This is a genomic window from Streptomyces sp. RFCAC02 (genome assembly GCF_004193175.1).
GTDB lineage: Bacteria > Actinomycetota > Actinomycetes > Streptomycetales > Streptomycetaceae > Streptomyces.
Window position 1 is genome coordinate 5,434,088 of sequence record NZ_SAUH01000001.1, and the last position, 25,893, is coordinate 5,459,980.

Genomic DNA, 25,893 nt, shown 5'->3' on the forward strand with positions numbered 1-25,893 from the left:
CCGTGGCGGGCCTGCGCGTCGTGGTGACCGGCGCAACCGGCAACATCGGCAGCGGCCTCGTCGCGCGCCTCGCGGCCGATCCGGCCGTCGCCGCGGTGACCGGCATCGCACGGCGCCCGCCGCGCGACGGGTCACCGCCCGGCGTCACCTGGGCGGCGTGCGACGTCACCCGGGACGCGGGGCTCGCCGACGTGTTCGCCGGCGCGGACGTGATCGCGCACCTCAGCGTGCTCTTCCAGCCGTCGCACCGGCCGCAGCGGACCTGGAGCACCAACGTCCTGGGCACCTCGCGGGTCCTGGCAGCGGCGGCCGCCGCCCGCGTCCCGGCGTTCGTCCACGCCTCGTCCGTCGTGGCGTACGCGCCCGCCGGCCCCGGCGCCGGCCGTGTGGCGGAGGACCACCCGACGCACGGCGCCGACCCGGCGTGCGCCTACGCGCGGGAGAAGGCGTACGCGGAACGGCTCCTCGACGCGTTCGAGGCCCGCAACCCGGGGGTGCGGACCGTCCGGCTGCGGCCGGGACTCGTCCTGTCGGCGGGCTCGTCCGCGCACCAGCGCCGCGCGTTCGGCGGGCCGTTCATGCCGTCCCGGCTCCCGGGTGTCCTGCCGGCCGCGCCGGGGGTGCGGTTCCAGGTCCTGCACTCGGACGACGCCGCCGACGCCTTCCACCTGGCCGTGACGCGGCCGGTCACCGGGGCCTTCAACCTCGCCGCCGACCCGCCCGTGGACGCGGCGCTGCTCGCCCGCCTCACCGGCGCGCGGACGGTCCGCGTCCCGTACGCGGCGCTGCGCGCGGCGACGGCCGCCGCCTGGCGGCTGCGCCTGTTCGCCACCTCACCGTGGCTGCTCGACGCCGTCGCCGCGCTCCCGCTCATGGACACCGGGCGGGCGCACCGCGAGCTGGGCTGGACACCGGCCCACTCGGCCGAGGACACCCTCACCGCCCTGCTCGCCGGCCTGCGCGACCGCGCGGGCGCCGACACCCCGCCCCTGCGCGGCCGGCTGCCGGGCGGCGGCAGGCTGCGCGAGATCCTCACCGGCACCGGAGGCCGCGCATGATCCTGCCCGACGCTCCCGACGCACCGGATCCCGCCGCATGGGACGCCGTGGTGATCGGCGCCGGGCCCAACGGCCTGGTCGCCGCCAACGTCCTCGCCGACGCCGGCTGGCGTGTCCTCGTCCTGGAGGCCGAGGACACGCCGGGCGGGGCCGTGCGCAGCGACCGCGCCGTCCACCCGGACCATGTGCACGACACGTTCAGCTCGTTCTACCCGCTGGCCGTCTCGTCCCCCGTGCTGCGGTCCCTGCACCTCGAACGCTGGGGCCTGCGCTGGCGGCACGCGCCCTCCGTCCTGGCCCACCCCCTGCCGGACGGGCGGTGCGCCGTGCTGCACCGCGACCGCGACGTGACGGCCGCGTCCCTGGAGGCGTTCGCGCCCGGCGACGGTGACGCGTACCTGCGGCTGGCCGCCCTGTGGGACCGTCTCGGCGACCGGGTGATGGACGCCATCCTCGCCCCCTTCCCGCCGGTGCGCGCCGCCGCCCGGCTCGCCGCCCGCCTCCCCGGACGCGGCGGCGGCCTGCGCACCCTGCGCATGCTGGCCCTGCCCGCCCGGCGGTTCGGCGCCGAGCACTTCGCCGGCGAGGGCGGCCCGCTGCTGTTCACCGGCGCGGGCCTGCACGCCGACTTCTCGCCCGAGATGCCGGGCAGCGGCGCGTTCGGCCTGCTGATGGTCATGCTCGGGCAGCACCACGGCTGGCCCGTCCCCGAGGGCGGCGCCGGGGAGCTGACGGCGGCCCTCGTGCGCCGGCTGCGGGAGAGGGGCGGCGAACTGCGCTGCGGTACGCCCGTGACCGGCGTCGTCGTCGCGTCGGGACGCTGCCGTGGTGTCGTCACGGCCGACGGCGAGCGCGTCCCGGCCCGCCGCGTCCTCGCCGACGTGCCCGCGCCCGACCTCTACGGAGGGCTCGTCGGCTGGGAGCACCTGCCGGCCCGCCTGCGCGCCGACATGCGGCGCTTCGAATGGGACTACGCCACCTTCAAGATGGACTGGGCGCTGTCGGGACCCATCCCGTGGAGCGCGGGCGACGCCGTCGGCGCCGGCACCGTCCACGTCGCCGACAGCATCGACCACCTCGCCAGAGAGACCGCCGACATCGCGGCGCACCGGCTGCCCGACAAACCCTGCCTCGTCCTCGGCCAGATGACGACCTCCGACCCGACCAGGTCGCCGGCCGGCGGCGAGTCGGCCTGGGCCTACACGCACCTGCCCCAGCACTTCGAGGAGCCCGCCGGGGGCTGGACGGCGGAGCTGCGCGAGACCGTGGCCGAACGGATGGAGGAAGCCGTCGAACGCCTCGCGCCCGGCTTCCGCTCACGCGTCACGGCCCGCCGCGTCCTGGCCCCGCCGGACATGCGGGACCTGAACCGCAGCCTCGTCGGCGGCTCGCTCAACGGCGGCACGGCCCAGGCGCACCAGCAGCTCTTCCTCCGCCCGGTGCCCGGCAGCGGCCGCCCCACGACGCCCGTCGCGGGCCTGTACCTCGCCTCGGCCGGCGCCCACCCCGGCGGCGGCGTCCACGGCGCGCCCGGGGCCAACGCGGCCCGCGCCGCCCTGTGGGCCGCCCGTTTCCGCAGGGCCGGGCGCTGATGTCCGCGCCTCGCCCGCCGCGTACCGGAGGAGGTCTGCCGTGGCCGCCCGTTCCGTCCTGATCCGCCGACCGCCCGCGTGCGTGTGGGAGTTCCTCTCCGTCCCGGAGAACTACCACCGCTGGGTCGTCGGCACCCGGGATTCCGTGCCCCTGGAGGGCGACTGGCCCGCCACCGGCGCGTCCCTGCGCTACACGCTGGCCCTCGGGCCGCTGCGGAACTCGGGGCGCACCGTCGTGCGCGACAGCGAGCCGTCGCACCGCCTGGAGCTGGAGGCGGAGACCCGGCTCCTCGGATCGGCCAGGATCGGCATCGAGATCCGGCCCTGGGGCGAGGACAGCCTCGTGATCGTCGACGAGCACCCGCTGCGCGGCCCCGGCGGCCGGCTCCACAACCGGGCCGCCGACGCCGTCCTCCAGCTCCGCAACCGCCACATGCTGCGCCTGCTGTGCGCGCTGGTCGAGGCCGAGCCGTCCGGGGCGCAGGGGAGGCGGGCCGCCTGACGGGGTACCCGGCACCCGTCAAGTCCCCCACGGAGGTGAGCCGGAATGAAGGCGGCGGTGTGGCACGGCAAGCGCGACGTCCGGATCGACGAGGTGCCCGATCCGGCGGTCAAGGAACCCACGGACGCGGTCATCCGCGTCACGTCCTCCGGGCTGTGCGGCTCGGACCTGCACCTGTACGAGGTCCTCGCGCCGTTCATGACACCCGGCGACATCCTCGGCCACGAACCGCTCGGCGTCGTCGAGGAGACGGGCGCCGAGGTGACCTCCCTGCGGCCGGGGGACCGGGTGGTCGTGCCGTTCCAGATCGCGTGCGGGCGGTGCTGGATGTGCCGCAACGGCCTCCAGACGCAGTGCGAGACCACCGCGGTGCGGGAGCAGGGCTCGGGCGCCGCCCTGTTCGGCTACACCAAGCTGTACGGTTCGGTGCCGGGCGCCCAGGCCGAGTACCTGCGCGTGCCGCAGGCCCAGTACGGGCCGCTCAAGGTGCCAGCCGACGTGCCGGACGACCGGTACCTCTACCTGTCCGACGTGCTGCCCACCGCGTGGCAGGCCGTGGAGTACGCCGCCGTGCCGCCCGGCGGCAGCGTCGCCGTCCTCGGGCTCGGCCCCATCGGCGACATGGCCTGCCGGATCGCCCTGCACCGAGGTGCGGGCAAGGTCTTCGGGATCGACCTCGTGCCCGAGCGGCTCGCCCGCGTCATGGCGCGCGGGGCCGAGGCGCTCGACCTCACGCAGCACGACGACATCGCGCAGACCGTCCGCGACCGCACCGACGGCCGGGGACCCGACGCCGTGATCGACGCGGTCGGCATGGAGGCGCACGGCGGCGGCGGAGCGAGCGTGGGCAAGATGATGCAGGCGCTGCCCGGCCTGCTGCCCGACCGGATCGCCGAGAAGCTCGCGGGCAAGGCGGGCGTGGACCGGCTCACCGCGCTGTACCTGGCCATCGACATGGTGCGGCGCGGCGGCACGGTCTCCCTGAGCGGTGTCTACGGCGGGATGGCCGACCCGATGCCGATGCTGCGGCTGTTCGACAAGCAGATCCAGTTGCGCATGGGCCAGGCGAACGTCCACCGCTGGGTCCCGGACATCCTGCCGCTCCTCGGCGACGGCGATCCGCTGGGCGTGGACGACTTCGCGACCCACCACATGCCGCTGGCGGAGGCGCCCGAGGCGTACCGGATGTTCCAGCACAAGGAGGCGGCGAAGATCGTCCTCAAGCCCTGACGGCTGCACGTCGGCCGTCTGTGACCAACGGCACGGGGGCGGGCAGAACAGGCTCTCATCAGGGGAGTCGGTGTGCCGCGCCCGGTCCGGGGCGATCTTGGTCTTCCGGGCCGGGCGCCGCTCTGTCATGGTGGGTGCCGCTTCCGGCGGTGCGACGCCGCCCGGTCCCGGGAGCGTCCCCCTCCTTCTCCAGGCAGATCCCATTCCCATGCCCTCCTCCGCCCCTGCCCCCGGGCGCGTCCGGCGCGCCGCGGGCAGTGACCGCAGTCCCTGGCGCTGCCTCAGGTACCCCAGCATGCGCTGGTGGTCGCTCGCCAACCTCTTCTCGAACGCCGGCACCTGGATGCAGCTCACCGTCCAGAACCTGCTGGTCCTCGACGTCACCGGCTCCGCCGCCATGACGGGGGTCTCGCTGGCCGTGCAGGCCGGCCCCGGGCTCCTCCTCGGCCTGGCCGGCGGCGCCGCCGTCGACGCGTGGCCGCGCAAGGTCACCGCGGCCGTGAGCCAGGCGGCCCTCGGCCTGGTCGCCTTCACCACCGCCCTGCTCGTCGTCATGGGCGCGCTGAACGTCCCCGCGCTGCTCGTGCTGTCGGCCGTCACCGGCATCATCGCGACCGTGGACGGCCCCGCGTGCGCCCTGCTCGGCAACGACCTGGTGCGGCGCGAGGACGTCCCCTCGTCGATCGCCCTCGGCTCCGCCGTCCACAGCGTCGGCCGGCTCGCCGGGACCGCGCTGGCGGGCGCCGCCGTCGCGCTGGCCGGTACGGCCGCCGCGTTCGCCGTGAACGGTCTGTCGTTCCTGTTCGTCACGGCCGTCATCCCGTTCCTCCGCCCCGCCGAGCGGGACGCCGCGGCCGAGCCGGTCGCCGTACCCCCCGCGGGGCACCGCCGGCGGGGACGGCCGGCGCCCGCCGCGAACGCCGGGGCGCGCGACGGGCTGCGGTTCTTCCTGCACAGCCCGCGCCTGGTCGCGCTGGCGGCCGTCACCGGGCTGAGCGCGGTGTTCGGCCGCAACTACGGCCTCACCCTCGCCGTCCTGGTGACCGGACCGCTCGCCGGCGGCGCGGGGTCGTTCGGCGGCGTGGCAACGGCCCTCGCGATCGGCGGCACCGCCGGCGCCCTCGTCGCGGGCGTCCTCCAGCGCCCGTCGGTGCGGCTGGTGGCCGCGATGGCGGCCGTGGGGGCGCTGCTCCAGATCGCGGCGGGCCTCAGCCCGTCCCTCGGCCTGCTGATCCTGCTCGTGGTGCCGATGGCGGTGGTCGAGTCGGTGTCCGACACGGCGGGGACGACCGTGCTGCAGACCGATCCGCCCGAGCACATGCGCGGCCGCGTGCTGGGCGTGTGGCGGAGCCTGAGCACCGGCTGGGGCCTCGTGGGACCGCCGCTGATCGGCGTCCTCATGGAGACGATGGGGGCCAGGGGCGCCCTGGTCCTGGGCGGCGTGCTCATCGCGTCCGCCTCGACGGCCGGGATGTGCGTCCACGGCCGGCGGGCCAGGGCCGCGCGCGTCGTCACCGCCCGGATGCCGGCGGCCGCCGCCGCTCCGGCGCCGAAGGAGGAGCTGGCCTCCGTCGCCTGACGCGGACGTGCCCGTGCCCCGGTCCTCGCGGGCCGGGGCACGGGCATGCCGGGCACGCCGCCGCGGAAGGGGGATGGGGGCGGCGGCCGGGCGGGCGTCAGTCGAAGATCGCCTTCTCGACGTCGTTCGGCCCGTCGAACTTCCTGCCCTTCAGGTTCTCCATGCGCTGCACGAGATCCTTGTCGGCGTGGTTCTTCCTGGCCTGCTCGGCCAGCGACGAGGTGTCGGCGGGGTACCGGATGCCCTTCAGGGCCTTCTGCACCTCGATCGGATTGGGCTTGCCCATGGCGGCCTCCTTCTCCTGTGCGCCGGATCGACCGGAATGTCCGGTAACGGCCTCTCCCGCGTACCCTCCGGCCGGGCCGTCCAATCCGGCCGTCTCCCCGGTCCCGCCGGGCGCGGGCGGGCCGACGAGCTCCATCAGCACGTCCTCCATCGTGACGAAGCCCAGCAGCCGGCCCCGGCCGCTGATCACGGCCGCCAGGTGCGTCACCGTGCGGCGCATCGCCGTGAGGGCGTCGTCCAGCGGCGTGTCGAGACGCACCGTGACGACCGGGTGCAGCGCGTCCCGGGGGAACGGCCGGTCGCGCTCGGCCGTCTCCAGCGCGTCCTTCACGTGCAGGAAGCCCAGCACGCTGCTGCCGGGACCCGTCACCGGGAAGCGGGAGAAGCCCGACCGCGCGGACACGCGCTCAAGACGCCGCGGCGTGACACGGCGGTCGACCGTCACCATGCGGGCCAGCGGCACCATCACCTCGGCGACGGTGCGCCGGCCCAGCGTCAGGGCGTCCCGCAGCCGGTCGCTCTCGTCCTCCGGCAGCAGCCCGGCGGCCGACGAGTCGCGCACCAGCCGGGTGAGCTGCTCGTCGGTGAAGACCGACGACACCTCGTCCTTCGGTTCGACGCGCAGCAGCCGCAGACACCCGTTGGCCAGCGCGTTGATGCCGAAGACCAGGGGCCGCAGCCCGCGGGTCACGGCGACGAGCGGAGGCACGAACAGCAGGACGCAGCGTTCCGGCGCCGCCAGGGCGATGTTCTTCGGCACCATCTCGCCGAACAGCATGTGCGTGTAGGTGGCCGCCGCCAGCGCGACGGCGAACGCGATCGTGTGACCGATGCCGCCCGGCACGCCCACCGCGTGGAAGACGGGCTCCAGCAGGTGCGCGATGGCGGGCTCGGCCACCGCGCCCAGCACCAGCGAGGACGCCGTGACGCCGAGCTGCGCCGTGGCGAGCATGGGGGAGAGGTGCCGCAGCGCCCACAGGACGGTGCGCGCGCGGCGTTCGCCAGCCTCGGCGCGCGGCTCGATCTGGTCGCGCCGCACCGAGATGAGCGAGAATTCGCCGCCGACGAAGAAGGCGTTCGTCAGCAGGGTCAGGAATCCGACGGCGAGCTGGACGAGGGTCACCGCGCGCTCCTCCCGTCGCCGTCGCCGTCGCCGTCGCCGTCGCCGTCGCCTCCGCCGGCACGGTCGCCGCCGGTGCCGGGCCGGGGCGGCGAGGTGACGAGGACCCGCTCCGCCCGGTGCCGCGCGACCACCAGCACCTCGAAGCGCCAGCCGTCCACCTCGACGGTGTCCCCCTCCTCGGGGATGCGCTCCAGCCAGGTGGCGACCAGGCCCGCCACCGTCTCGTACGGCCCCTCGGGGACGCGCATCCCGACGGACGCCAGCTCGTCCGTGCGCAGGCCGCCCTCCACCTCCCAGCGGCCGGTGCCGCGGGGAGCCAGGTCGGGCTCCTCGTCGGGGTCGTGCTCGTCCCGCACCGCCCCGACGACCTCCTCGACGATGTCCTCCATGGTGACGACGCCCGCGGTGCCGCCGTACTCGTCCACCACGACGGCCATCGACCGCGTGCCGCGCAGCCGTTCCAGCAGCCGGTCCACGGGCAGGCTGTCGGGCACGAGGGGCGGCTCGGTGAGGAGCCGCGAGACGGGGGTCTCCGCGCGGTCGGCGTCCTCCAGGGCCAGCACGTCCTTGATGTGCACGATGCCCACCACGTCGTCGAGGCCGTCGTCGTACACCGGGAAGCGCGACAGGCCGGTGGCGAGCGTCAGGTTCGCGGCGTCGGCGGCCGACGCCGTGGCGGCGAGGGCGTGCACCTCGACGCGCGGCGTCATCACGTTCTCCGCCGTCAGGTCGCCCAGGTGCAGCGTGCGCACGAACAGCTCGGCCGAGTCGGGCGGCAGCACGCCCTCGGCCGCCGAGTGCCGGGCCAGCGCCACCAGCTCCTGCGGGGTCCGCGCCGACGCCAGCTCCTCCGTCGGCTCCAGGCCGACGCGGCGCACCAGCCGGTTCGCCGTGTTGTTGAGGTGCCGGATGAACGGCCCGAACGCGTGGGTGAACGCCCGCTGCGGTCCCGCGACGCGCCGCGCGAGCAGCAGCGGGTGGGAGATCGCCCAGTTCTTCGGCACCAGCTCGCCGATCACCATGAGCACCACCGTCGAGATCGCCACGCCGAGCGCGACCGCCAGGGACGACGCGAGGCCCGCGGGCAGCCCCGTCGCACCGATCGGCCCGCGCAGCAGGGCCGCGAGGGACGGCTCGGCCAGCATGCCGATGACGAGGGAGGTCACCGTGATGCCGAGCTGCGAGCCCGAGAGCTGCAGCGTGAGGGCGCGCACGGCCTTCAGCGCGCCGGCCGCGCCCGGCAGGCCCTCGGCCTCCGCGCGTTCCAGCTCGCCCCGCTCCACCGTGGTGAGGGAGAACTCCGCCGCCACGAACACCGAGCAGGCCAGCGTCAGCGCCACCGCCAGCAGGAGCAGCAGAACCTCGGTCAGCATCTCGCCCCTTCCTTCTCGCGCACCGGCGGCGCACATTGTCCGCGCCCGCCCGGAGGGGTGACCGCGTGCCGCGCAGTGATGCGGGCGCCCGGTACCCGAATGCAGCCACCCCCGGTCCCGTCTACCCCGGGGCGGGGAGCGCAGCCGCCGTTACGCCGTGCCGCCGCCGGGTACCCGGCGCCGATGGAGAACGGCACGGACCCCTACGTGGCCGCCGAGCCGGCGGCCGACCTGGAGTTCCTCCAGGTCACCCTCGCATCGGGCCGCACGGTGCGCTTCTCGTGCACCGTTCCCCTGCCCGGTGTCCTGCGCGTCCGGCTGGTCAGCCCCACGGGCGCCGACCCCGGCCCGCGCGGCTCGACGCCGCTGCTGGTCGACCTGCCGCACCGGCCGGCGCGCCTGCGCCGCGTGCCCGGCGGTACCGAGATCACCGGCCCCGGCGTCCACGCCGAGTGGGAGGCGGGCACGACCGCGGGGATGCCGCCGGGCGAGAGCGCCCCGCAGGGCCTCCGCTTCGGGGCGTTCCAACGCTTCTCGGAGCCGGAGGGGGCGACCGTCCCGTTCCACGCCGGTTTCCTGCCCGCACGGCAGGGCAGCCCCGCGGGCTGGGTGGAGACCATCCACCTCGCGCCCGACTCGCAGGTCTACGGCGGCGGCGAGAGCTACCAGGGCATCGGCCTGCGCGGCCGGCACCGCAACCTCCGCAACATCGAGGAGAACCGCGCCGCCGGCCGCGACTCCGCCTACCTCAACATCCCGTTCCTGTGGTCCGACGCCGGCTGGGGCCTGTTCACGAACACCGGCGGCCCCGTGAAGGCGGACATCGGGGCGACCCACTCCGAGGCCGCCCGGATCGAGGTGCGCGGGGACGAGATGGACCTGTTCCTGCTCAGCGGCGACGCGCCCACCGTGCTGCGCTCCTATCTCGGCCTCACCGGGCACTCCCTCGACCTGCCGTACTGGGCGTACGGCGTGTGGATGAGCCGGTCGTCCTACTTCACCGCGGACGAGGTCGTCCGCACGGTGGACGGTCTCGACGCGGCCGGCTGCCCGGTCGACGTCGTGCACGTCGACGAGTGGCTGGAGGACCCCGTTCTCGACTCCGCCGCCTGGTCGTCGCCGCCCGCGCGCGACCGGTTCCCGGCCGGCTGGAGCGAACGCCTCGCGGACCGGGGCATCCGCACCAGCCTGTGGATCAACCCGTACATCCAGCGCGGGACCCCGCTCGCCGACGACCTGACGCGCCGCGGCTTCCTCGTGCGGGACCCGGCGGGCCGGCCGGTCCACACGGCGGACAACCCCGACTGCCTCCCCGTCGACTTCACCGACCCGGACGCCCGCGAGTGGTGGATCGACCGCCTCGCCCGCACGCTCCGCGAGGAGGGCAACGCGGCCGTGCTGGCCGACTTCGGCGAGGAGATCCCCGACGGTGCCGTCTTCGCCGACGGGACGCGCGGCCCCGAGCGCCGCAACAGCTACGGGCTGCTCTACCAGCGGGCCGTCCGCGAGGCGGGCCTCCGCGCGCGGGGCGGCGACTTCGTCCCCGTCGCCAGGTCGGGGACGGCCGGCTCCCAGCGGGACGCCGCGCACTGGGCGGGCGACCTGCCCTCGTCGTGGAGCGGCCTCGTCTCGACGCTGCGGGCGGTGCTGTCCATGTCGCTGAGCGGCTGCTCGGCCGTCAGCCACGACGGGGGCGGCTACTGGACGCCGGCCGCCTACCGCCGCGCCGTCGAACTGCGGAAGACCATGACCCCGGACGCGGTCCTCGCCGACGTGGATCCCGAGCTGTACGGCCGCTGGGCGCAGTGGGCCGCGTTCACGCCGATCATGCGTTTCCACGGGGTGGGCCGGCGCGAACCGACGGCCTATCCGGAGCCGGCCCGTTCCGCCGCCATCGCGGCGTGCCGCCTGCGGCACCGCATGCGCCGCTACCTGTACGACTCGGCGGACGGGCTGCCGCTGATGCGCCCGATGCCGCTCGCCTTCCCCGGCGACCGGGCCGCGCGCGACGCGGAACTCCAGTACATGCTCGGCCCCGACATCCTGGTCGCGCCGATCCTGGAGGCCGGCGGCTCACGGACGTTCTGGGTGCCGGACGGCGACTGGCTGCCGCTCCTCGGCTGCCCGCCGCAACAGGGCGCGGGCTGGCGCGAGGTGCACTGCGAGCCGGGTCAGTTCCCCGCTTTCGTACGGGCGGACCGGGGCCTGGAGGGCCTGCTCACGGAGGACACCACGGCGCCGTGACCGCGCTTCCGTCGGGAAAGCCGGTCCGGACGGCGCCGGCACCGGGACTCCGGCGGCCCCCTACAACTGGTCCCCGGCCTCGGCCGGTTCCGGGGGATGCGTCCCGCCGCCGTCCTTGAGGTCCTGCTCGCAGTACCGCGGATCGTAGGACTGGTCGTTCGGGATCAGCAACACGCGGGCGACCCGCTCGGGACGCTCGACGGAGAGCCACTCGTCGCCCGTGCGGGTACCGTCCGGCTCGGGCCACGCCATGTCCGAATAGACCGTCAGGCAGCCCAGGGCCACGCGCTGCTCGTCGACCGCGCAGGCATCCACCGCGGGGCCGTTCATCTCGTCGGCGCCGTCGAAGCGATAGTGGAAGTGGATCCGGTCGCCCTCGGCGGGCACCTGCGGGTGGGGCTCAAGACGCCAGTCGACGACCTCGGCGGTGACACCGAGGCGCTGCCCGTACGTGTCCTCGACCTGCACGCTGACACCGGCTTCACCGCGTTCCGCCGTCGTGTCGGTGCAGCCCAGGGGGAAAGAGCATCCGGACAGGGCGCAAAGCACCAGGGCCGACGGGGCACCGGCACGTATCCAGACGCGTGACACGGGGGCGACCTCCTGCCGGGGAGGCGCAGTGTATCCGGCGGCCCTGTGGCCTGCGGTGGCGAGGCCATGCTGCCCATGAGCCCGCGAACCGGGCCGACACGGTGCCCGGTTCCACCGATCACAGCGGCGCGTACGACGTATCGCCGTCCGCGCCGTCCTCCGGCATGCCGAAGGCGGCCAGCAACCGTTGTGCCGCGAGGGTCGCCGTGAGGGTGCCGGCGCGCACGCGTTCCTCCACCAGCGGCGCGACACGGCGCACCTCCGGGTCGTCGCGCAGGCGGGCCAGCAGGTGCTCCCGCACCATCGACCACGTCCACTCCACCTGCTGCTCGCGCCGCCGCGCCGCGAGCAGCCCGGCCGCGTCCAGCGCCGAGCGGTGCGCCTCGACCCGCTCCCACACCCGGTCCAGGTCCGTGCCCTCCTGCGCGCTGCACGTCAGGACGGGCGGGGACCACACGGGGTCGGCCGGCCCCAGCATCCGCAGTGCGCCGGCCAGCTCGCGGGCGGCGGCGCGGGCGTCCCGCTCGTGCGGACCGTCCGCCTTGTTGACGGCGATGACGTCGGCGAGTTCGATGACCCCCTTCTTGATCCCCTGCAACTGGTCGCCCGTCCTGGCCAGCGTCAGCAGCAGGAACGTGTCGACCATCGAGGCGACCGCCGTCTCCGACTGGCCGACGCCGACCGTCTCCACCAGCACCACGTCGTACCCGGCCGCCTCCATGACGACGATCGTCTCGCGCGTCGCCCGGGCGACTCCGCCGAGCGTCCCCGCCGTCGGCGACGGCCGGACGAACGCCGCCGGATCGACGGCGAGCCGCGCCATCCGTGTCTTGTCCCCGAGGATCGAACCGCCCGTCCGCGTGGACGACGGATCGACCGCCAGCACCGCCACCCGGTGCCCGCGGCCGGTCAGCACCGTGCCCAGGGCGTCGATGAACGTGGACTTGCCCACGCCGGGGACGCCGCTGATCCCCACCCGCAGCGCCCGGCCCGCGTGCGGCAGCAGGTCGAGCAGCAGCCGCTGTGCCAGCCGCCGGTGGTCGGGGCGGCTCGACTCCACCAGCGTGATGGCGCGCGCCACCTGGGCGCGGGAGCCCGCCAGGACACCCGCCGCATACGCGCCCACATCGATCGGTCTCGGCACGCCCGCGTCCTCCGTCCGCCGTCCGGCACCGCCCGTCGGGGCGGTGCGTCACTCGTCGTGGCCCAGCGCCCCGGCCAGCGCGCGCAGCAGATCCGCCGCTGCCTCGGGGATCACCGTGCCCGGGGGGAAGACGGCCGCCGCCCCCGCCGCGCGCAGCTCCGCCACGTCGGCCGGGGGGATCACCCCGCCCACGACGATCATGATGTCCTCGCGGCCGGCGCGCGCGAGCTGCTCGCGCAGCGCCGGCACCAGCGTAAGGTGCCCCGCCGCGAGCGACGAGACGCCGACGATGTGGGCGTCCGCCTCCACCGCCTGCCGGGCCACCTCATCCGGCGTCTGGAACAGCGGACCCACGTCCACGTCGAACCCGAGGTCGGCGAACGCGGAGGCGATCACCTTCTGGCCCCGGTCGTGCCCGTCCTGGCCCATCTTGGCGACGAGGATGCGCGGCCTGCGCCCCTCGGCTTCCTCGAACGCGGCCACCAGCGCCCGGGTCCGCTCCACGGCCGACGCGGTGCCCGCCTCCTCGCGGTACACACCGGAGATCGTACGGATGCGCCCCGCGTGCCGTCCGAAGACCGCCTCCAGCGCGTCGGAGATCTCCCCGACCGTCGCCCGCGCCCGCGCCGCGTCCACCGCGAGGGCCAGCAGGTTGGCGTCTCCGGCCGCGCCCGCCGTCAGCGCCCGCAGCGCGTCCCGGCAGGCGGCCTCGTCCCGCTCGGCGCGCAGCCGCCGCAGCTTCTCGATCTGCCGCGCGCGGACCGCCGAGTTGTCCACCTTGAGCACCTCGATCGGCTCGTCCGCCGCGGCGCGGTACAGGTTGACGCCGATCACCGGCTGCCGCCCCGAGTCGATCCGTGCCTGGGTGCGGGCCGCCGCCTCCTCGACCCGCAGCTTCGGGATGCCGGCGTCGATGGCGCGGGCCATGCCGCCGGCCGCCTCCACCTCCTCGATGTGCTGCCGTGCACGGTGCGCCAGGTCGTGCGTGAGCCGCTCGACGTATGCGCTGCCGCCCCAGGGATCGATCACCCGTGTCGTGCCGGACTCCTGCTGGAGCAGCAGTTGGGTGTTGCGGGCGATGCGGGCGGAGAAGTCCGTCGGCAGGGCCAGCGCCTCGTCCAGCGCGTTGGTGTGGAGCGACTGGGTGTGGCCCTGGGTGGCGGCCATCGCCTCGACGCAGGTGCGCGTCACGTTGTTGAACACGTCCTGGGCGGTCAGCGACCAGCCCGACGTCTGCGCGTGCGTCCGCAGGGACAGCGACTTCGGGTTCCGCGGGCCGAAGCGCGACACCAGCTCCGCCCACAGGAGCCGTGCCGCGCGCAGCTTCGCGATCTCCATGAAGAAGTTCATGCCGATCGCCCAGAAGAAGGACAGCCGGGGCGCGAACGCGTCCACCTCGAGACCGGCGGCCCGCCCGGCCCGGATGTACTCCACCCCGTCGGCCAGGGTGTACGCCAGCTCCAGGTCGGCCGTGGCCCCCGCCTCCTGGATGTGGTAGCCGGAGATGGAGATCGAGTTGTACCGCGGCATCCGCGCGGAGGTGTAGGCGAACACGTCCGAGATGATCCGCAGGGAAGGACCGGGCGGATAGATGTAGGTGTTGCGGACCATGAACTCCTTGAGGATGTCGTTCTGGATGGTCCCGGCAAGCCGCTCCGGCGGCACGCCCTGCTCCTCGGCCGCCACGATGTACAGCGCCAGCACCGGGAGCACGGCGCCGTTCATCGTCATCGACACGCTCATGCGGTCCAGCGGGATGCCGTCGAAGAGCTGCCGCATGTCGAGGATCGAGTCGATGGCCACCCCCGCCATGCCGACATCACCCGTCACCCGCGGGTGGTCGCTGTCGTACCCCCGGTGCGTCGGGAGGTCGAACGCCACCGACAGGCCCTTCTGACCGGCCGCCAGATTGCGGCGGTAGAAGGCGTTCGACTCCTCCGCCGTCGAGAAACCCGCGTACTGCCGCACGGTCCAGGGCTGGTTCACGTACATCGTCGGGTAGGGGCCACGCAGGAACGGCGCGATGCCGGGGTAGGTGCCGAGGAAGCCGACGGGGGCCAGGTCGTCCGCCGTGTACAGCGGCCGCACGCCGATGCCCTCCGGCGTCTCCCACAGCAACTCGTCCGCGCCGCGCCCGGTCGACCGCTCCAGGGCGGCGCGCCACTCGTCGGGGCCTGCCTGCGTGGGGGCGGGAGGCCCCAGTTCGATGTCGGAGAAGTCGGGGATCCGCCGCATCACGCCACCTCCAGGGAGTCGAGCAGGGCGGCGAGGTCCGCGACCACGTCGCTGCCGGCGGAGACGAATGCGTCCACACCCGCATCGCGCAGTTCCCCGGCCCGTTCGCCGGGCCGGCCCGCCAGCAGCACGCGCCGTGCCCCGGCGGCCCTCAGCGCCGCCGCCACCGGCACCGCCTCCTCGTCATAGGCCGCGTCGGTGCCGCACAGCCATGCGACCCGCGCGCCGCTGGCGGTGAACGCCGCGGCGGCCGAGGCGGCGTCGACCGTCACCGGGTCGTGCACCGGGACCGCCCCCGCCGCCTGCACCAGGCCGCCCGCGAAGGCGGCCCGCGCCGCGTGCGCGGCCGGCGGGCCCAGCGCGGCGAGGAACACGGCCGGCCGCCCGCCCGTCGCCGCCTCGTACGCGTCCGATCTCGCGCGCAACGCCTCGAAGGCGTCGTCCCGCCGGACGAGGGGCAGGCCACCGCCGGCCGGCGGTGGCGCCGCCCGGCGCACCACCGGGCGCTCGGCCGCCTGCGCGAACTCGCTCACGCCCGTGATCGGCTCCCGACGGGTCGCGAGCCGCCGGGAGCGCTCCGCCCAGGTCGCCGCGATCCGGCCCGCCACCAGCCCCGACCGCAGCGCCTCGGCCTGGCCGCCGGCGCGCTCAAGCTCCTGGAACCACGCCCATGCCGCCCGCGCCACCGCGTCGGTCAGCGCCTCGACGTACCAGGAGCCGCCGGCCGGATCGATGACCCGCGCGAGGTGCGACTCCGCCATCAGGATCGACGACGTGTTCCGCGCGATCCTGCGGGCGAACGCGTCGGGCAGGCCGAGGGCGTCGTCGAACGGCAGGACCGTCACGGCCTCGGCGCCGCCGAGCCCCGCCGCCAGGGCGGCGACCGTGGTGCGGAGGATGTTCACCCAGGGGTCGCGGCGCGTCATCATGACCCGGGACGTCACCGCGTGCTGCCGCTGCGCCCCGGCCCCCGGGGCCGCCCCCGACACCTCGGCGACGCGCGCCCACAGCCGCCGGGCCGCCCGCAGCTTCGCGATCGTCAGGAACTGGTCGGCGCCCGCCGCGTACCGGAACTCCACCTGCCCGAGCGCCGCGTCCACCGGCAGCCCGCCGGCGACCAGCTCCCGCAGGTACGCGACGCCCGTGGCGAGCGAGCAGCCAACCTCCTGCACGTCGGAACCGCCCGCCTCGTGGTAGGGCAGCGCGTCCACCGTGACGGCACGGACGCCCGGGTGGTCGCGGTGCGCGCGGGCGGCGAGCCCCACCATCGTCCGCAGGTCCGCCGCGAGGTCGTCGGCCCGGCCGGTGCGGGCGACCCGGCCGAGGGGATCGGCCCCGAACGAGCCGCGCAGCGTGCCGGGCGGCAGGCCCCGCTCCCCGGCGAGGCGCAGCAGCTCCCGCGCGGCGGCTCCGGTGTCGGCGCCCGCGTCGAGGACGACGGCCACCAGGTCGAGCAGGACGCCGTCCAGGACGGCCGGCAGCCGGGAGACGGGCGGCCCGCCCGCGTCGCCGAGGACCAGCCACAGGGACGTCGCGCCGTTCTCCAGGTCGGCGAGCACGGCGGCGTTCGCCGGTGCGGGGTCGGGATCGGCGTGCCGCTGCCGCACGTCCCACCCGTCCACCGTGCCCGCGGGGCGTGCCCCCCGGACGTACGGCGCGAACCCCGGGAACCCGGCCGCGCCCGCCGGCCGGGGGGCGTCGTCCGCCGTGTAGAGGGGCCGGACCACGATCCCGTCACCCAGCCGGGTGCTGAGCGCTTCCTCGGCGGCCGCGCCCTCGGCCTCGCCCCTCCCCGTCCTGCGCAGCACGTCCGCCACGAGGGCCTGCCACTCGGCCCGGTCCGCGGCGGGGAACCCGGCGGCCGGCGGCGGCTCCCCGGCGCCGGGGTGGCGCACAGAGTCCGTTGAGCGAGGGATGCCCGGCATGGTGACGCTCCTCTCGTGACGCTCCTGTTCCTACATCTCCCCCCGCGGGGGCGGGGTCTACGCGCGACGCGTGTCCCATCGTGCCCGAGGACGCCCGCGCCCGACCCGTCTCTGTCCACAGGCCCCATGCGGTCATCGCACTGTCGTGTCATCACACCTGTCCGAGGGGTCGTCACCGGCCGCACGGCCCGCGCCGCACCGGGCCGTCACCCGTTCGGCACCGGCGCGCCGGACGCCCGGCGGCCGTACGCCCTGCTGGGCTCGTACCTGCCTCGGCGCCGGCCCGGGACTCGACGGCCTCCCGACGGGGCACCCGGACGGCCGCCGTCCCGTAGCCCCGGACCGGAGGGAGAGCCCATGCCCGTGCCCGTCGTCATCGACTGCGACCCCGGCCACGACGACGCCGTCGCCCTGATGCTCGCCGCCGGCGACCCCGCCGTCGACCTGCTCGCCGTCACGACGGTCGGCGGCAGCCAGACCCTGGAGAAGACGACCCTGAACGCCCGGCGCGTCTGCTCCGCCGCGGGCATCGACGTCCCCGTGGCCGCCGGCTGCGCCCGCCCCCTGAACCAGCCCCTCCGCATCGCCGACGACATGCACGGCATCTCCGGGCTCGACGGCTCGTCCTTCCCGGAGCCGACCGTCGCCCTCACCGGCGAGCACGCCGTGGACCTCCTCCACCGCGTCCTCACCACCAGCCCGGAGCCCGTCACCATCATCCCCACCGCGCCGCTCACCAACATCGCGGTCCTGCTGACGCGGTACCCGGAGGTCGCCCCCGCCGTCCGGGAGATCGTCCTGATGGGCGGCTCCGCCGAGCGCGGCAACGTCACCCCCTACGCCGAGGCCAACATCCACGGAGACCCCGAGGCCGCGCAGATCGTGTTCTCGTCCGGCCTCCCGGTCACCATGTGCGGCCTGAACGTCACCCACCAGGCGCTCGTCACGCCCGACGTCATCGACCGCCTGAACGCCCTCGGCACCGGTCCGGGCCGTGTCTGCGCGGAACTGATCACGTACTACGGCCGCAGCTACCAGCGCCTGTGGGACTTCCCCGCGCCGCCCCTGCACGACCCGGTCGCCGTCGCCCGGGTCATCGATCCCGCGCTCGTCGGCTGCGTCGACGCGTCCGTCGAGATCGAACTGCGCGGCGAGCACACCCGCGGCGCCACCGTCGTCGACCTCCACGACTACCTGCGCCGCCCGCCCAACGCGAAGGTCGCCACCACGCTGGACCGGGACGGGTTCCTTGAACGGGTGGTGGACGCCGTCGCCCGCCTGGGCGACCCGCGGCCCGCCGGCCAACGGCCGTAGCGGACCGCTCCGGAGCCCCGGATCAGCCCGCCCGGGTCACCGGGCGCCGTAGGCACGGACGAAGGCCCGCACCCCGTCGATCATGCTGCGGCGGACCCGGTCGGGGTCGGCGCGGGTCGGGTCCGGCTCGTTGCTGTAGGCCAGCAGCGTCGTGAGGGCGTTGAAATGGTCGGCGGCCAGGCGCGGGTCGGGCGCGTCGAGGAGGCCCCGGCCGGCGAAGTGTCCGAGGCGCTCGGCCAGCGCCTCCTCGGGGAGCGAGGCCAGCGGGTGGGCCTGCAGCTCCGCCACGGTCCTCCGCTGCTCCGACACCAGGGCGAACACGGCCGCGTAGTCCGCCGAGCCGATGACGGTGGTGCCGAGTTCGACGGCGAAGGCGGTCAGGGCGTCCTCCAGCGCCGGGAGGTCCCCGATCGGGGCCGCGTCGGACAGGTGCCGGTCCAGAGCCGCCCGCAGGGAGGCCAGCAGCGAGGTGCCGGCGTCCTCCAGGACGCTCAGGAACAGGCTCTTCTTGTCGCCGTAGTAGTCGTACACCGTGCGCTTGGAGACGTTCGCCCGCGCGGCGACGGCGTCCATGCTGGTGCGTTCGATCCCGTCCACGACGAACAGCTCCCGCGCCGCCGCGAGGACCGCGGCGCGCTTGGCCGCCGCCCGGCCGCCGCCCACCCGTCGCGTCGCCTCCGTAGCCATGACCGCGCCACCTCCGGCCGGAACTCTACAGCGCCGGCCCACTTCTACACTGCACGGTGTAGTGTAGAAGAGTGAACGTCACCGATTCCGTCCAGACGGTGCCGCAGCGCCGGCTGAACCTCATCAGCTTCGTCCTCGTCCTCGGCACGGTCACGACCCTGCTCGACACGACGATCGTCGCCATCGCCCTCGACCACCTGCGCACGACCTTCGACGCCTCCGTGGCCGCCACGCAGTGGGTCGCCACCGGATACCTCCTCGCCTTCGTCTCCGTGATCCCCGTCAGCGGCTGGCTCTCCGAACGCCTCGGCGCCCGCCGCACGTGGATGCTGGCCGTCGCCGCGTTCCTGGCGGGCTCGGTGCTGTGCGGACTGTCCTGGTCCCTGCCCGCCCTGATCGTCTTCCGGGTGCTGCAGGGCGCCGGGGGCGGCCTCGTGCTCCCCGTGACGATCTCGATCCTCACCCGCGCCGCCGGCCCCCACCGGATAGGACAGGCCATGGCCGCCATCGCCCTGCCCGGCCAGCTCGCACCGGTCCTCGGCCCCGTCATCGGCGGAACGATCCTCGACCGGCTGGACTGGCACTGGCTGTTCTACGTCAACGTCCCGCTGTGCCTGGCGGCCCTCGCCCTCGCCCCCGCCCTGCTCCCCGGCGAGCCGGGCCGCCGCGGCCACACCTTCGACCTCACCGGCTTCCTGCTGCTCACACCGGCGGTCACGGCACTCGCGCTCGGTGTCGGCCGGGCCTCGGGCACCGAGGGCTTCGCCGCCCCCGCCGCCTGGGCACCGCTGGCCGCCGGCGCCGTCCTGCTGACCGGCTTCATCGTGTACGCGCGGCGGGCCTCCGGCCGGCCCCTCCTGGACGTACGGGTCTTCGCCCGCCGCAGTTTCGGTCTCTCCGGCGTCATCACGTTCTTCGGCGGCTTCTCCACCTTCGCGCTGTCGTTCCTGCTCCCGCTCTACTACCAGCAGGTCCGTGGCGAAAGCGTCCTCCACACCGGCTTCCTGCTCATCCCCCAGGGCCTCGGGACCATGTCCTACCTGCTGGCCGCCCGCCGGCTGCCGGACCGCGCCGACGGACGCCTCCTGGTCGCCGCCGGAGTCCTGCTGACCATGGCCGGCATCGTCCCGTTCACCCTCGCCGACCCGCCGGGGACCGCCGTCCTGCTGGCCGCGCAGTTCGTCCAGGGCGTCGGCATGGGCGCCTGCACCGTCCCGGTGATGGCCCTCGCGTTCGCGGGCCTCCACCCCGACGAGGTCCCGCGCGGGAGCGCCGCGTTCAGCGTCGTCCAGCGCGTCGGGGCGCCCTTCGGCGTGGCGGTCGTCGCCGCCATCCTGCAGAGCGCCCTGCACACCGCGACCACGCCGGCCGGAGTGCTCGCGGCCTTCACCGGCACGTTCCGGTGGACGCTCGCCCTCGGCGCCGTTCCGCTGCTGCTCGCCCTCTTCCTGCCGCGCGACGGGCGCCGACGGGCGGGACCGTCCGCCGAACCGGACCTTTGACCTGCTGCTTCGCGGTGGCGGACACTGGGGGCCATGGACCTCCAGATCACCGCGACCGATCCGCAGCACCCCGCGACGCTGCTCGACCTGCCGTGGCACATGCCGCTCGAACAGTGGCCCGAGAAGCACCTCGTGGCCCTGCCCCGCGGCATCTCGCGGCACGTCGTGCGGTTCGCGCGGGCCGGCGACGAGGTCTTCGCGGTCAAGGAGGTGGGGGAGTGGGCCGCCGTGCGCGAGTACGGGCTGCTGCGCGACCTCGACCGGCTCGCCGTGCCCTCCGTCGACCCGGTGGCCGTCGTCACCGGCCGCAAGGGCGCGGACGGCGAGCCGCTGGAGCCCGTCCTCATCACCCGGCAGCTCAAGGGGTCGCTGCCCTACCGGTCCATGTTCGAGACGACCATGCGGCCCAGCACCATCAAACGGCTCCTCGACGCGCTCGCCGTGCTGCTCGTCCGGCTCCATCTCAACGGCTTCGCCTGGGGCGACTGCTCCCTGTCCAACACCCTCTTCCGCCGCGACGCCGGTGCCTACGCCGCCTACCTCGTGGACGCCGAGACCGGCCAGATCCAGCCCACCCTCAGCCAGGGGCAGCGCGACTACGACCTGGAGGTCGCCCGCGTCAACATCGCCGGCGAGCTGATGGACCTGGAGGCCGGCGGCTCCCTGCACCCGGCCGTCGACCCGGTGCCGTTCGGCCAGGACATCGTCGACCGCTACGGCGCGCTGTGGCACGAGCTGACCCGCACCTCCGTCTACCCGCGCGACAAGCGGCACTACATCGACCGTCGCATCCGCCGCCTCAACGACCTCGGGTTCGACGTCGCCGAGATGCAGATCCAGCGCTCCCCCGACGGGGACGCCGTCACCTTCGTCCCCAAGGTCGTGGACGCGGGCCACCACCAGCGGCAACTGCTGCGCCTCACCGGCCTCGACGCCGAGGAGAACCAGGCGCGCAGCCTCCTCAACGACCTGGAGACCTGGATGGCCTCCCAGGAGGACTACGCGCCCGGCGACCCCCTCGGCGCACGGCCCGAGGTGCTGGCGCACCGCTGGGTGCGCGACGTGTTCCGCCCCGCCGTCCGCCTGGTCCCGCGCGAGCTGCGCGACGGCCTGGACACCGCGCAGATCTACCACGAGCTGCTGGAGTGCCGGCTGAAACTCTCGGAGCTGCGCCGCGAGGACGTGACCATGCAGACCGCGGCCGACGACTACGTGGCCCGGCTGCGCGGGGAGTGACGGACGCCGGGGCGGAACGTTTCCTCAGACGAGGGTGACGCCCGGCCGCCCCTCCTCGACGCGCAGCCGCACCGGCTCCCGCATCCCCGTCTGCGGACTGCGCACGGTCTCCACGGTGCGCACCTGCGCGTCCACGCCGTGCCGGTCGATGTCGAACAGGTGGTAGCCGCGGTGGGCGTCCAGGAACCGCCAGTGCGGGTTGTCGGCCCGCAGCGGGTCCCATCGGGCGTGGAACGCGTCCTGGTCCTCGTCGCCGTTCGAGGTGATCGAGCAGCCCACGAACTCGGTCCCGATCACGCGGGACGACGGGTCGGCGAAGTCGCGGCGCAGGTCGCTGACCATCGTGAGGTGCCGGTCGCCGGTGAGGACGACCGGGTTGCGGACGGCCGCCAGCTCGCCGAGCAGTTCGTCGCGCTCGGTCTGGTAGCCGTCCCACGCGTCGTAGTACCAGCGCTTGCCGGTGCCGGGCAGGAGGTCGGTCTCGGCCAGCATGATCTGCGAGGCGACGAGGTTCCAGCGGGCGTCGGAGCGGCGCAGCCCGTCGACGAGCCAGCGCTTCTGGCTCGCCCCCAGCATCGTCATCAGCGGGCTGAGCGCGCCCTCCTGCGTGGTGGCCTGGTCGCTGCGGTACTGCCGCGTGTCCAGGATCTGCAGTTGGGCGAGCCTGCCGAAGCGCAGCATGCGGTGCATCCGGATGTGCGGCCCGTCGGGCACGGCCGTGGCGCGCACCGGCATGTGCTCGTAGTACGCCCGGTACCCGGCGGTGAGGCGCGCGGTGAACGCGTCGTGCGTCTGCTTGTCGGGGTCCTGCGGCACCTCGCCGGCGAAGTCGTTGTCCACCTCGTGGTCGTCGAAGGTGACGATCCACGGGGCGGCCGCGTGCATGGCGGCGAGGTGCGGGTCGCTGCGGTACTGGGCGTAGCGGTTGCGGTACTGCTCCAGCGTCACCGGTTCACCGCCGCCCTCGTGGGTGCGGACGGCGGTGGCGGACGGCGCGCTCTCGTAGATGTAGTCGCCGACGAAGAGGACCGCGTCCGGATCCTGGCGCTCCATGTCGGCGTAGGCGGTGAAGTGGCCGTGCTGCCAGTTCTGGCAGGAGGCGAGGGCGAGCCGCAGCCGCCCGGTCGTGTGCGCGGCCGGGGCCGTCCTCGTCCGGCCCGCGGGGGAGACGCGGCCCTCAGCGCGGAAGCGGTACCAGTAGTCGTGGCCGGGGGCGAGGCCCCGTACGTCGGCGTGCACGCTGTGGCCGTACGCGGCCCGCGCGCGGGATGTGCCGCGCCGTACGACGTGCCGGAACCGCGCGTCCGTGGCGACCTCCCACTCGACCTCGACGGTGCGGTCCGGCATCCCGCCGCCGTTCAGCGGGTCGGGCGCGAGCCGCGTCCACAGCACCACACCGTCGGGCAGCGGGTCGCCCGAGGCGACGCCGAGGGTGTACGGGGCCTCGGGGAGCGCAGGCCGCGCGGGCCGTGCCGCCGGGGTGGTCCGCACGTCGGCGCGGGCCGGCGCGGGGGTAGTGAGACCGCCGGCCGCCGCGGCACCGAGCGCCGCGGCGCCGCCGGTGAGGAAGCGCCGCCGCGCGGTGGTGGGGGAGGCGGGGGTGGTTTCGTGGGACATGGGTCCCCTCCGTCGATCGTGCCGTTGTCTGGTGAGCGACGTGAGGAGACGGTGACAGCGGGACGGGACCGCCCCTTGAACACGCGGCGGACATGACATGACGACCGCATGTGGCCTTGCCGTGCGGCACGGCCGGCGGTGCGTCAGACCGGGGCGCTGGCCTCCAGTTCGGCCAGGGCGTCGAGCCACAGGCCCGGCAGGGCGGCGGCGCCGGGGAGCGCCTTGTCGTGCACCACGGTGCAGCGGGCCGTGCCGCCGGTGCGGGTGAGGGAGACGTAGCACAGGACGCCGCGCGGCAGCGCCGTGAACATGCTGGCCGCGACCACCGGTGAGCCGAAGCACTCGATGCCGTGCGGCAGGTGCACGTTGCTCGCGATCAGCGAGATGCGCGGTGTGGTGAGGGCGAGCTGCTTGGCTATGGTCGCCGAGGCGGGCGGCCAGGCGAACAGCCGCCCGGCCAGCTCCCGCTGGCCGGAGGTCCGCAGCTCCCCGGTGCGGCCGACGAGACGCCGTACGCACTCGGCGGGTCCCGGCTGCGAGCAGGGCAGCGGGACGCGGGCGAAGACCAGGCGGTTGCCCGGGAGATGCTCCTCGCCCTTGCGGCGCACGGACATCGGCACGACGGCCGTCACGTCCGCGCACGGCGCGCCGCCCGTCGGGCGCGCCGCGTGCCAGGCACGGAACGCGCGGGCCAGCGCGGAGAGGAACATGTCGTTGACCGTGCCGCCCCAGCGCGCGGCCAGGAGACGCAGGCGCTCGTCGGCCGCGTCGACGCAGGCCCAGGCGAGGTCGCCGGCGGGCGGCGCGCCGAACATGCGCCAGTGCCGGTCACGGCGCAGCGAGCCGTACAGGTCGCGCCCGAGCCCGGTGAGGCCCCGCAGGGTGGCCGGAACGGGGCGGTGCGCGTGGGGTCCCGGTGTGCCCGGGTCGTCGGCGAGCAGCCGCGTGACCGTGTGTGCGGCGCCGACGCCGTCCTGGAGGGCGTGGTGGACGCGGAAGCAGAGGCGGTAGCCGTCGTGACCGGGGGCGCGCAGGAGCCAGATGTCCCACATGGGGGCCGTGCCGGACGGCAGGGGGGTGCGCAGCAGTTCGGTGGCGGCGGCGTCGAGGGCGGCGCGGCCGGGCGCGATGTCGCGGACGCGGATGTGGAGGTCGCCGTCGAGGAGGGTCGCGCGGCCCCAGCGGGGCGCGGGCGTGGCGAGCTGGTGGAGGGCGGGGAGCCGGCCCACGCGTTCCAGCGTCCGCGTGCGGAGTGCCTCGGGGGACGGGGGCGTGCCGGGGAGGTCCATGAAGAAGCCGGTGGGGATGGTCCGGCTTCCGGCGAAGGAGAGAAGATACCGCTCAAGAGGGCCGGCCCGGAAGGGTCGGGGGGAAACGCGGTGTTCCATGGCTTTTCGGCGTCCTGTTCGGCGTCCTGGGCGTGGGCCTCGGTTGTCGGGAGCACCCTGCCCAGCGCGCGGCGGGAGCGTGCATGCGGGGGGCGATTTTCCGCCTGAGAGGTGACGCTGTGACCAGGGGCTTCGTCGTTGTGTCACCGGTTCCGAAGAAGCTCTCGAATTTCTGTAAATCGGTTCATCATTCGAATTTCTGTATCGGCCAGGTGTTCGCCCCGAGTGGACGCGGGAGGGAAATCCCGGCTTCTCGAAACGCCAGAAAAACGCCAGAAAGAGGCACTTCTCTCCTGTCCCGCATGAAAGCGCGGCGGGCTGGAAAGCACCGTCGCGAAGGTGCTCCCTTCCGGGGTGGGGAAGGGGTGAGGGGAAGGTGGTGCCGCGATGTCCGCCGCACGACGGGTCGCCCCCGGCGCCACGGCCACGGCCGCCGGCACCCTGGCCCACGAACTGACCCGCGCCCTGCTCCCCGGCGCGGCGCCGTTCGATCTGCGCGCCTGCCTGGACGGCCGCGTCGACCCGGTCCGCGCCCTGGGCGCCGTACGGCGCGCCGGCGCCGACCTCCTGACGCCGCACCTGCTCGCCGGGCACCCCCTGCGCCCCGCCGACGTGGCCCTGATCCGGGCCGGCGCCACGGCGTTCCCCGCGCCCGCCCCCGGCCGCCCCGACAGCGCCCTCTGGTCGCTGCGTGACGCGGCCCTGACACAGGTCCTCGCCGTGCTCGGCGTCAGGACCGCCGCGTGGGAAGGGCTCGCCGGAGCCAGGGAGGCCGCGGAGCCCTCCTTCACCTGGCCGGCGCGCGGCGACTGGTCCGCCTGGGCCGAGACCCTGGCGCCGCTGGCCATGGCCGCGCTCCCCCCGGTGCGCGGCCCCGTCCGCGACCAGGTCGCGCGCCACCGCGACGCCGCCCTGCGCGGCCTCACCCACACCGCCCGCGCCGGCGACCACCGCACCGCGGCGAGACTCGCCCGCTGGCTCGCCCTCGACGCGGATCCGGACTCACCGCTGCGCACGACCGTCGAGCGCATCGCCGCGGCCGCCAGCGAACCGCGCGCGCTCTTCGAGATCACCGTCGCCCGCCTGCTCCTGGACGGCGGTGCCCGGTGAGTGCCCCGCGCGTACGGCCACGGCGCCTCGCCGCGTCGCCGTACCGCGCGCATGCGACGGGTACGCGCCGCGCTCCGGCGTCCCGCGCCGCACCGCGTCGGACGCCGCCGGCCGCGACAGGACCCGCCGGACGGCCCCCGTCCCCGCACCCCACCCCC

The 25,893-nt window shown here is 75.1% G+C and carries 19 protein-coding genes and 1 pseudogene; 10 read left to right on the plus strand and 10 right to left on the minus strand.

Annotation, left to right across the window (positions count from 1 at the left end; all coding sequences use genetic code 11):
- Positions 1 to 2 precede the first annotated feature (2 nt).
- From EMA09_RS25170 to EMA09_RS25190, 5 genes are all read left to right on the plus strand, one after another.
- Positions 3 to 1,058: an NAD-dependent epimerase/dehydratase family protein gene (locus EMA09_RS25170; protein WP_206306000.1), complete on the plus strand. Its 1,056-nt coding sequence runs from the start codon at positions 3 to 5 to the stop codon at positions 1,056 to 1,058.
- Complete coding sequence (locus EMA09_RS25175; RefSeq protein WP_129843252.1) at positions 1,055 to 2,650, plus strand: NAD(P)/FAD-dependent oxidoreductase; 1,596 nt, start codon at positions 1,055 to 1,057, stop codon at positions 2,648 to 2,650. Before EMA09_RS25170 ends, EMA09_RS25175 begins: the two co-directional genes overlap by 4 nt.
- A 40-nt stretch (positions 2,651 to 2,690) precedes the next feature.
- Entirely contained in the window at positions 2,691 to 3,152 is a 462-nt protein-coding gene (locus tag EMA09_RS25180; RefSeq protein WP_129843253.1) for an SRPBCC family protein, read from the plus strand.
- 45 nt (positions 3,153 to 3,197) lie between these two features.
- Positions 3,198 to 4,382, plus strand: coding sequence for a zinc-dependent alcohol dehydrogenase (locus EMA09_RS25185; RefSeq protein WP_129843254.1), 1,185 nt, complete (start codon positions 3,198 to 3,200; stop codon positions 4,380 to 4,382).
- A gap of 295 nt (positions 4,383 to 4,677) precedes the next feature.
- Complete coding sequence (locus EMA09_RS25190; RefSeq protein WP_240796555.1) at positions 4,678 to 5,961, plus strand: MFS transporter; 1,284 nt, start codon at positions 4,678 to 4,680, stop codon at positions 5,959 to 5,961.
- Positions 5,962 to 6,058: 97 nt separating this feature from the next.
- Here EMA09_RS25190 and EMA09_RS29520 read toward each other — a convergent pair whose 3' ends face one another.
- From EMA09_RS29520 to EMA09_RS25200, 3 genes and pseudogenes are all read right to left on the minus strand, one after another.
- Positions 6,059 to 6,382, minus strand: a complete 324-nt coding sequence (locus EMA09_RS29520; RefSeq protein ID WP_346655877.1) for a DUF2795 domain-containing protein — start codon at positions 6,380 to 6,382, stop codon at positions 6,059 to 6,061.
- A pseudogene (locus EMA09_RS25195) lies at positions 6,356 to 7,369 on the minus strand (hemolysin family protein); the annotation flags it as partial. The pseudogene EMA09_RS25195 and the gene EMA09_RS29520, both read right to left, overlap by 27 nt.
- The gene (locus EMA09_RS25200) at positions 7,366 to 8,739 is read right to left on the minus strand and encodes a hemolysin family protein (protein WP_129844245.1); all 1,374 of its coding nucleotides are present in this window, start codon (positions 8,737 to 8,739) and stop codon (positions 7,366 to 7,368) included. The gene EMA09_RS25200 and the pseudogene EMA09_RS25195, both read right to left, overlap by 4 nt.
- A 186-nt stretch (positions 8,740 to 8,925) precedes the next feature.
- Here EMA09_RS25200 and EMA09_RS25205 point away from each other — a divergent pair, with 186 nt between their 5' ends.
- Positions 8,926 to 10,986 (plus strand): glycoside hydrolase family 31 protein, encoded by a 2,061-nt coding sequence (locus EMA09_RS25205; protein ID WP_168220800.1) that lies wholly within the window; start codon positions 8,926 to 8,928, stop codon positions 10,984 to 10,986.
- Positions 10,987 to 11,046: 60 nt separating this feature from the next.
- On the opposite strand, the gene EMA09_RS25210 is transcribed toward EMA09_RS25205, so the two are convergent.
- The 4 genes from EMA09_RS25210 to EMA09_RS25225 form a co-directional block, all read right to left on the minus strand.
- Positions 11,047 to 11,535: a hypothetical protein gene (locus tag EMA09_RS25210; protein ID WP_129844246.1), complete on the minus strand. Its 489-nt coding sequence runs from the start codon at positions 11,533 to 11,535 to the stop codon at positions 11,047 to 11,049.
- Positions 11,536 to 11,695: 160 nt separating this feature from the next.
- Positions 11,696 to 12,721, minus strand: a complete 1,026-nt coding sequence (meaB, locus tag EMA09_RS25215) for a methylmalonyl Co-A mutase-associated GTPase MeaB (RefSeq protein WP_129843258.1) — start codon at positions 12,719 to 12,721, stop codon at positions 11,696 to 11,698.
- A 48-nt stretch (positions 12,722 to 12,769) separates the two neighbouring features.
- Positions 12,770 to 14,956 carry a methylmalonyl-CoA mutase gene (scpA, locus tag EMA09_RS25220; RefSeq protein ID WP_129843259.1) on the minus strand — a complete coding sequence of 729 codons (2,187 nt, stop codon included), beginning with the start codon at positions 14,954 to 14,956 and terminating at the stop codon, positions 12,770 to 12,772.
- A complete protein-coding gene (locus EMA09_RS25225) occupies positions 14,956 to 16,881 on the minus strand; it encodes a methylmalonyl-CoA mutase subunit beta (RefSeq protein WP_129843260.1) in 1,926 nt (641 codons plus the stop codon). Before EMA09_RS25225 ends, scpA begins: the two co-directional genes overlap by 1 nt.
- Before the next feature lie 357 nt (positions 16,882 to 17,238).
- Here EMA09_RS25225 and EMA09_RS25230 point away from each other — a divergent pair, with 357 nt between their 5' ends.
- Complete coding sequence (locus tag EMA09_RS25230) at positions 17,239 to 18,195, plus strand: nucleoside hydrolase (RefSeq protein ID WP_129843261.1); 957 nt, start codon at positions 17,239 to 17,241, stop codon at positions 18,193 to 18,195.
- 36 nt (positions 18,196 to 18,231) lie between these two features.
- Here the strand turns inward: EMA09_RS25230 and EMA09_RS25235 are convergent, their stop codons facing one another.
- Positions 18,232 to 18,882, minus strand: a complete 651-nt coding sequence (locus tag EMA09_RS25235; RefSeq protein WP_129843262.1) for a TetR/AcrR family transcriptional regulator — start codon at positions 18,880 to 18,882, stop codon at positions 18,232 to 18,234.
- A 71-nt stretch (positions 18,883 to 18,953) separates the two neighbouring features.
- On the opposite strand from EMA09_RS25235, the gene EMA09_RS25240 reads away from it, so the two are divergent.
- Complete coding sequence (locus EMA09_RS25240; protein ID WP_129843263.1) at positions 18,954 to 20,384, plus strand: MDR family MFS transporter; 1,431 nt, start codon at positions 18,954 to 18,956, stop codon at positions 20,382 to 20,384.
- A 33-nt stretch (positions 20,385 to 20,417) separates the two neighbouring features.
- Complete coding sequence (locus EMA09_RS25245; protein WP_129843264.1) at positions 20,418 to 21,620, plus strand: DUF4032 domain-containing protein; 1,203 nt, start codon at positions 20,418 to 20,420, stop codon at positions 21,618 to 21,620.
- A gap of 24 nt (positions 21,621 to 21,644) precedes the next feature.
- On the opposite strand, the gene EMA09_RS25250 is transcribed toward EMA09_RS25245, so the two are convergent.
- Positions 21,645 to 23,237 carry an alkaline phosphatase D family protein gene (locus EMA09_RS25250; RefSeq protein ID WP_129843265.1) on the minus strand — a complete coding sequence of 531 codons (1,593 nt, stop codon included), beginning with the start codon at positions 23,235 to 23,237 and terminating at the stop codon, positions 21,645 to 21,647.
- Between the two features lie 143 nt (positions 23,238 to 23,380).
- Positions 23,381 to 24,526 (minus strand): wax ester/triacylglycerol synthase domain-containing protein, encoded by a 1,146-nt coding sequence (locus EMA09_RS25255; protein ID WP_168220801.1) that lies wholly within the window; start codon positions 24,524 to 24,526, stop codon positions 23,381 to 23,383.
- A gap of 486 nt (positions 24,527 to 25,012) precedes the next feature.
- Here EMA09_RS25255 and EMA09_RS25260 point away from each other — a divergent pair, with 486 nt between their 5' ends.
- Positions 25,013 to 25,735 carry a hypothetical protein gene (locus EMA09_RS25260; protein WP_129843267.1) on the plus strand — a complete coding sequence of 241 codons (723 nt, stop codon included), beginning with the start codon at positions 25,013 to 25,015 and terminating at the stop codon, positions 25,733 to 25,735.
- Positions 25,736 to 25,893 lie beyond the last annotated feature (158 nt).

Coding starts and splice junctions, on each gene's coding strand:
- EMA09_RS25175 (WP_129843252.1), top strand. CDS start 1,055: ATGATCCTGCCCGACGCTCCCGACGCACCGGATCCCGCCGCATGGGAC.
- EMA09_RS25185 (WP_129843254.1), top strand. CDS start 3,198: ATGAAGGCGGCGGTGTGGCACGGCAAGCGCGACGTCCGGATCGACGAG.
- EMA09_RS25190 (WP_240796555.1), top strand. CDS start 4,678: ATGCGCTGGTGGTCGCTCGCCAACCTCTTCTCGAACGCCGGCACCTGG.
- EMA09_RS29520 (WP_346655877.1), bottom strand. CDS start 6,382: ATGGAGCTCGTCGGCCCGCCCGCGCCCGGCGGGACCGGGGAGACGGCC.
- EMA09_RS25205 (WP_168220800.1), top strand. CDS start 8,926: ATGGAGAACGGCACGGACCCCTACGTGGCCGCCGAGCCGGCGGCCGAC.
- scpA (WP_129843259.1), bottom strand. CDS start 14,956: ATGCGGCGGATCCCCGACTTCTCCGACATCGAACTGGGGCCTCCCGCC.
- EMA09_RS25225 (WP_129843260.1), bottom strand. CDS start 16,881: ATGCCGGGCATCCCTCGCTCAACGGACTCTGTGCGCCACCCCGGCGCC.
- EMA09_RS25230 (WP_129843261.1), top strand. CDS start 17,239: ATGCCCGTGCCCGTCGTCATCGACTGCGACCCCGGCCACGACGACGCC.
- EMA09_RS25235 (WP_129843262.1), bottom strand. CDS start 18,882: ATGGCTACGGAGGCGACGCGACGGGTGGGCGGCGGCCGGGCGGCGGCC.
- EMA09_RS25245 (WP_129843264.1), top strand. CDS start 20,418: ATGGACCTCCAGATCACCGCGACCGATCCGCAGCACCCCGCGACGCTG.
- EMA09_RS25250 (WP_129843265.1), bottom strand. CDS start 23,237: ATGTCCCACGAAACCACCCCCGCCTCCCCCACCACCGCGCGGCGGCGC.
- EMA09_RS25255 (WP_168220801.1), bottom strand. CDS start 24,526: ATGGACCTCCCCGGCACGCCCCCGTCCCCCGAGGCACTCCGCACGCGG.
- EMA09_RS25260 (WP_129843267.1), top strand. CDS start 25,013: ATGTCCGCCGCACGACGGGTCGCCCCCGGCGCCACGGCCACGGCCGCC.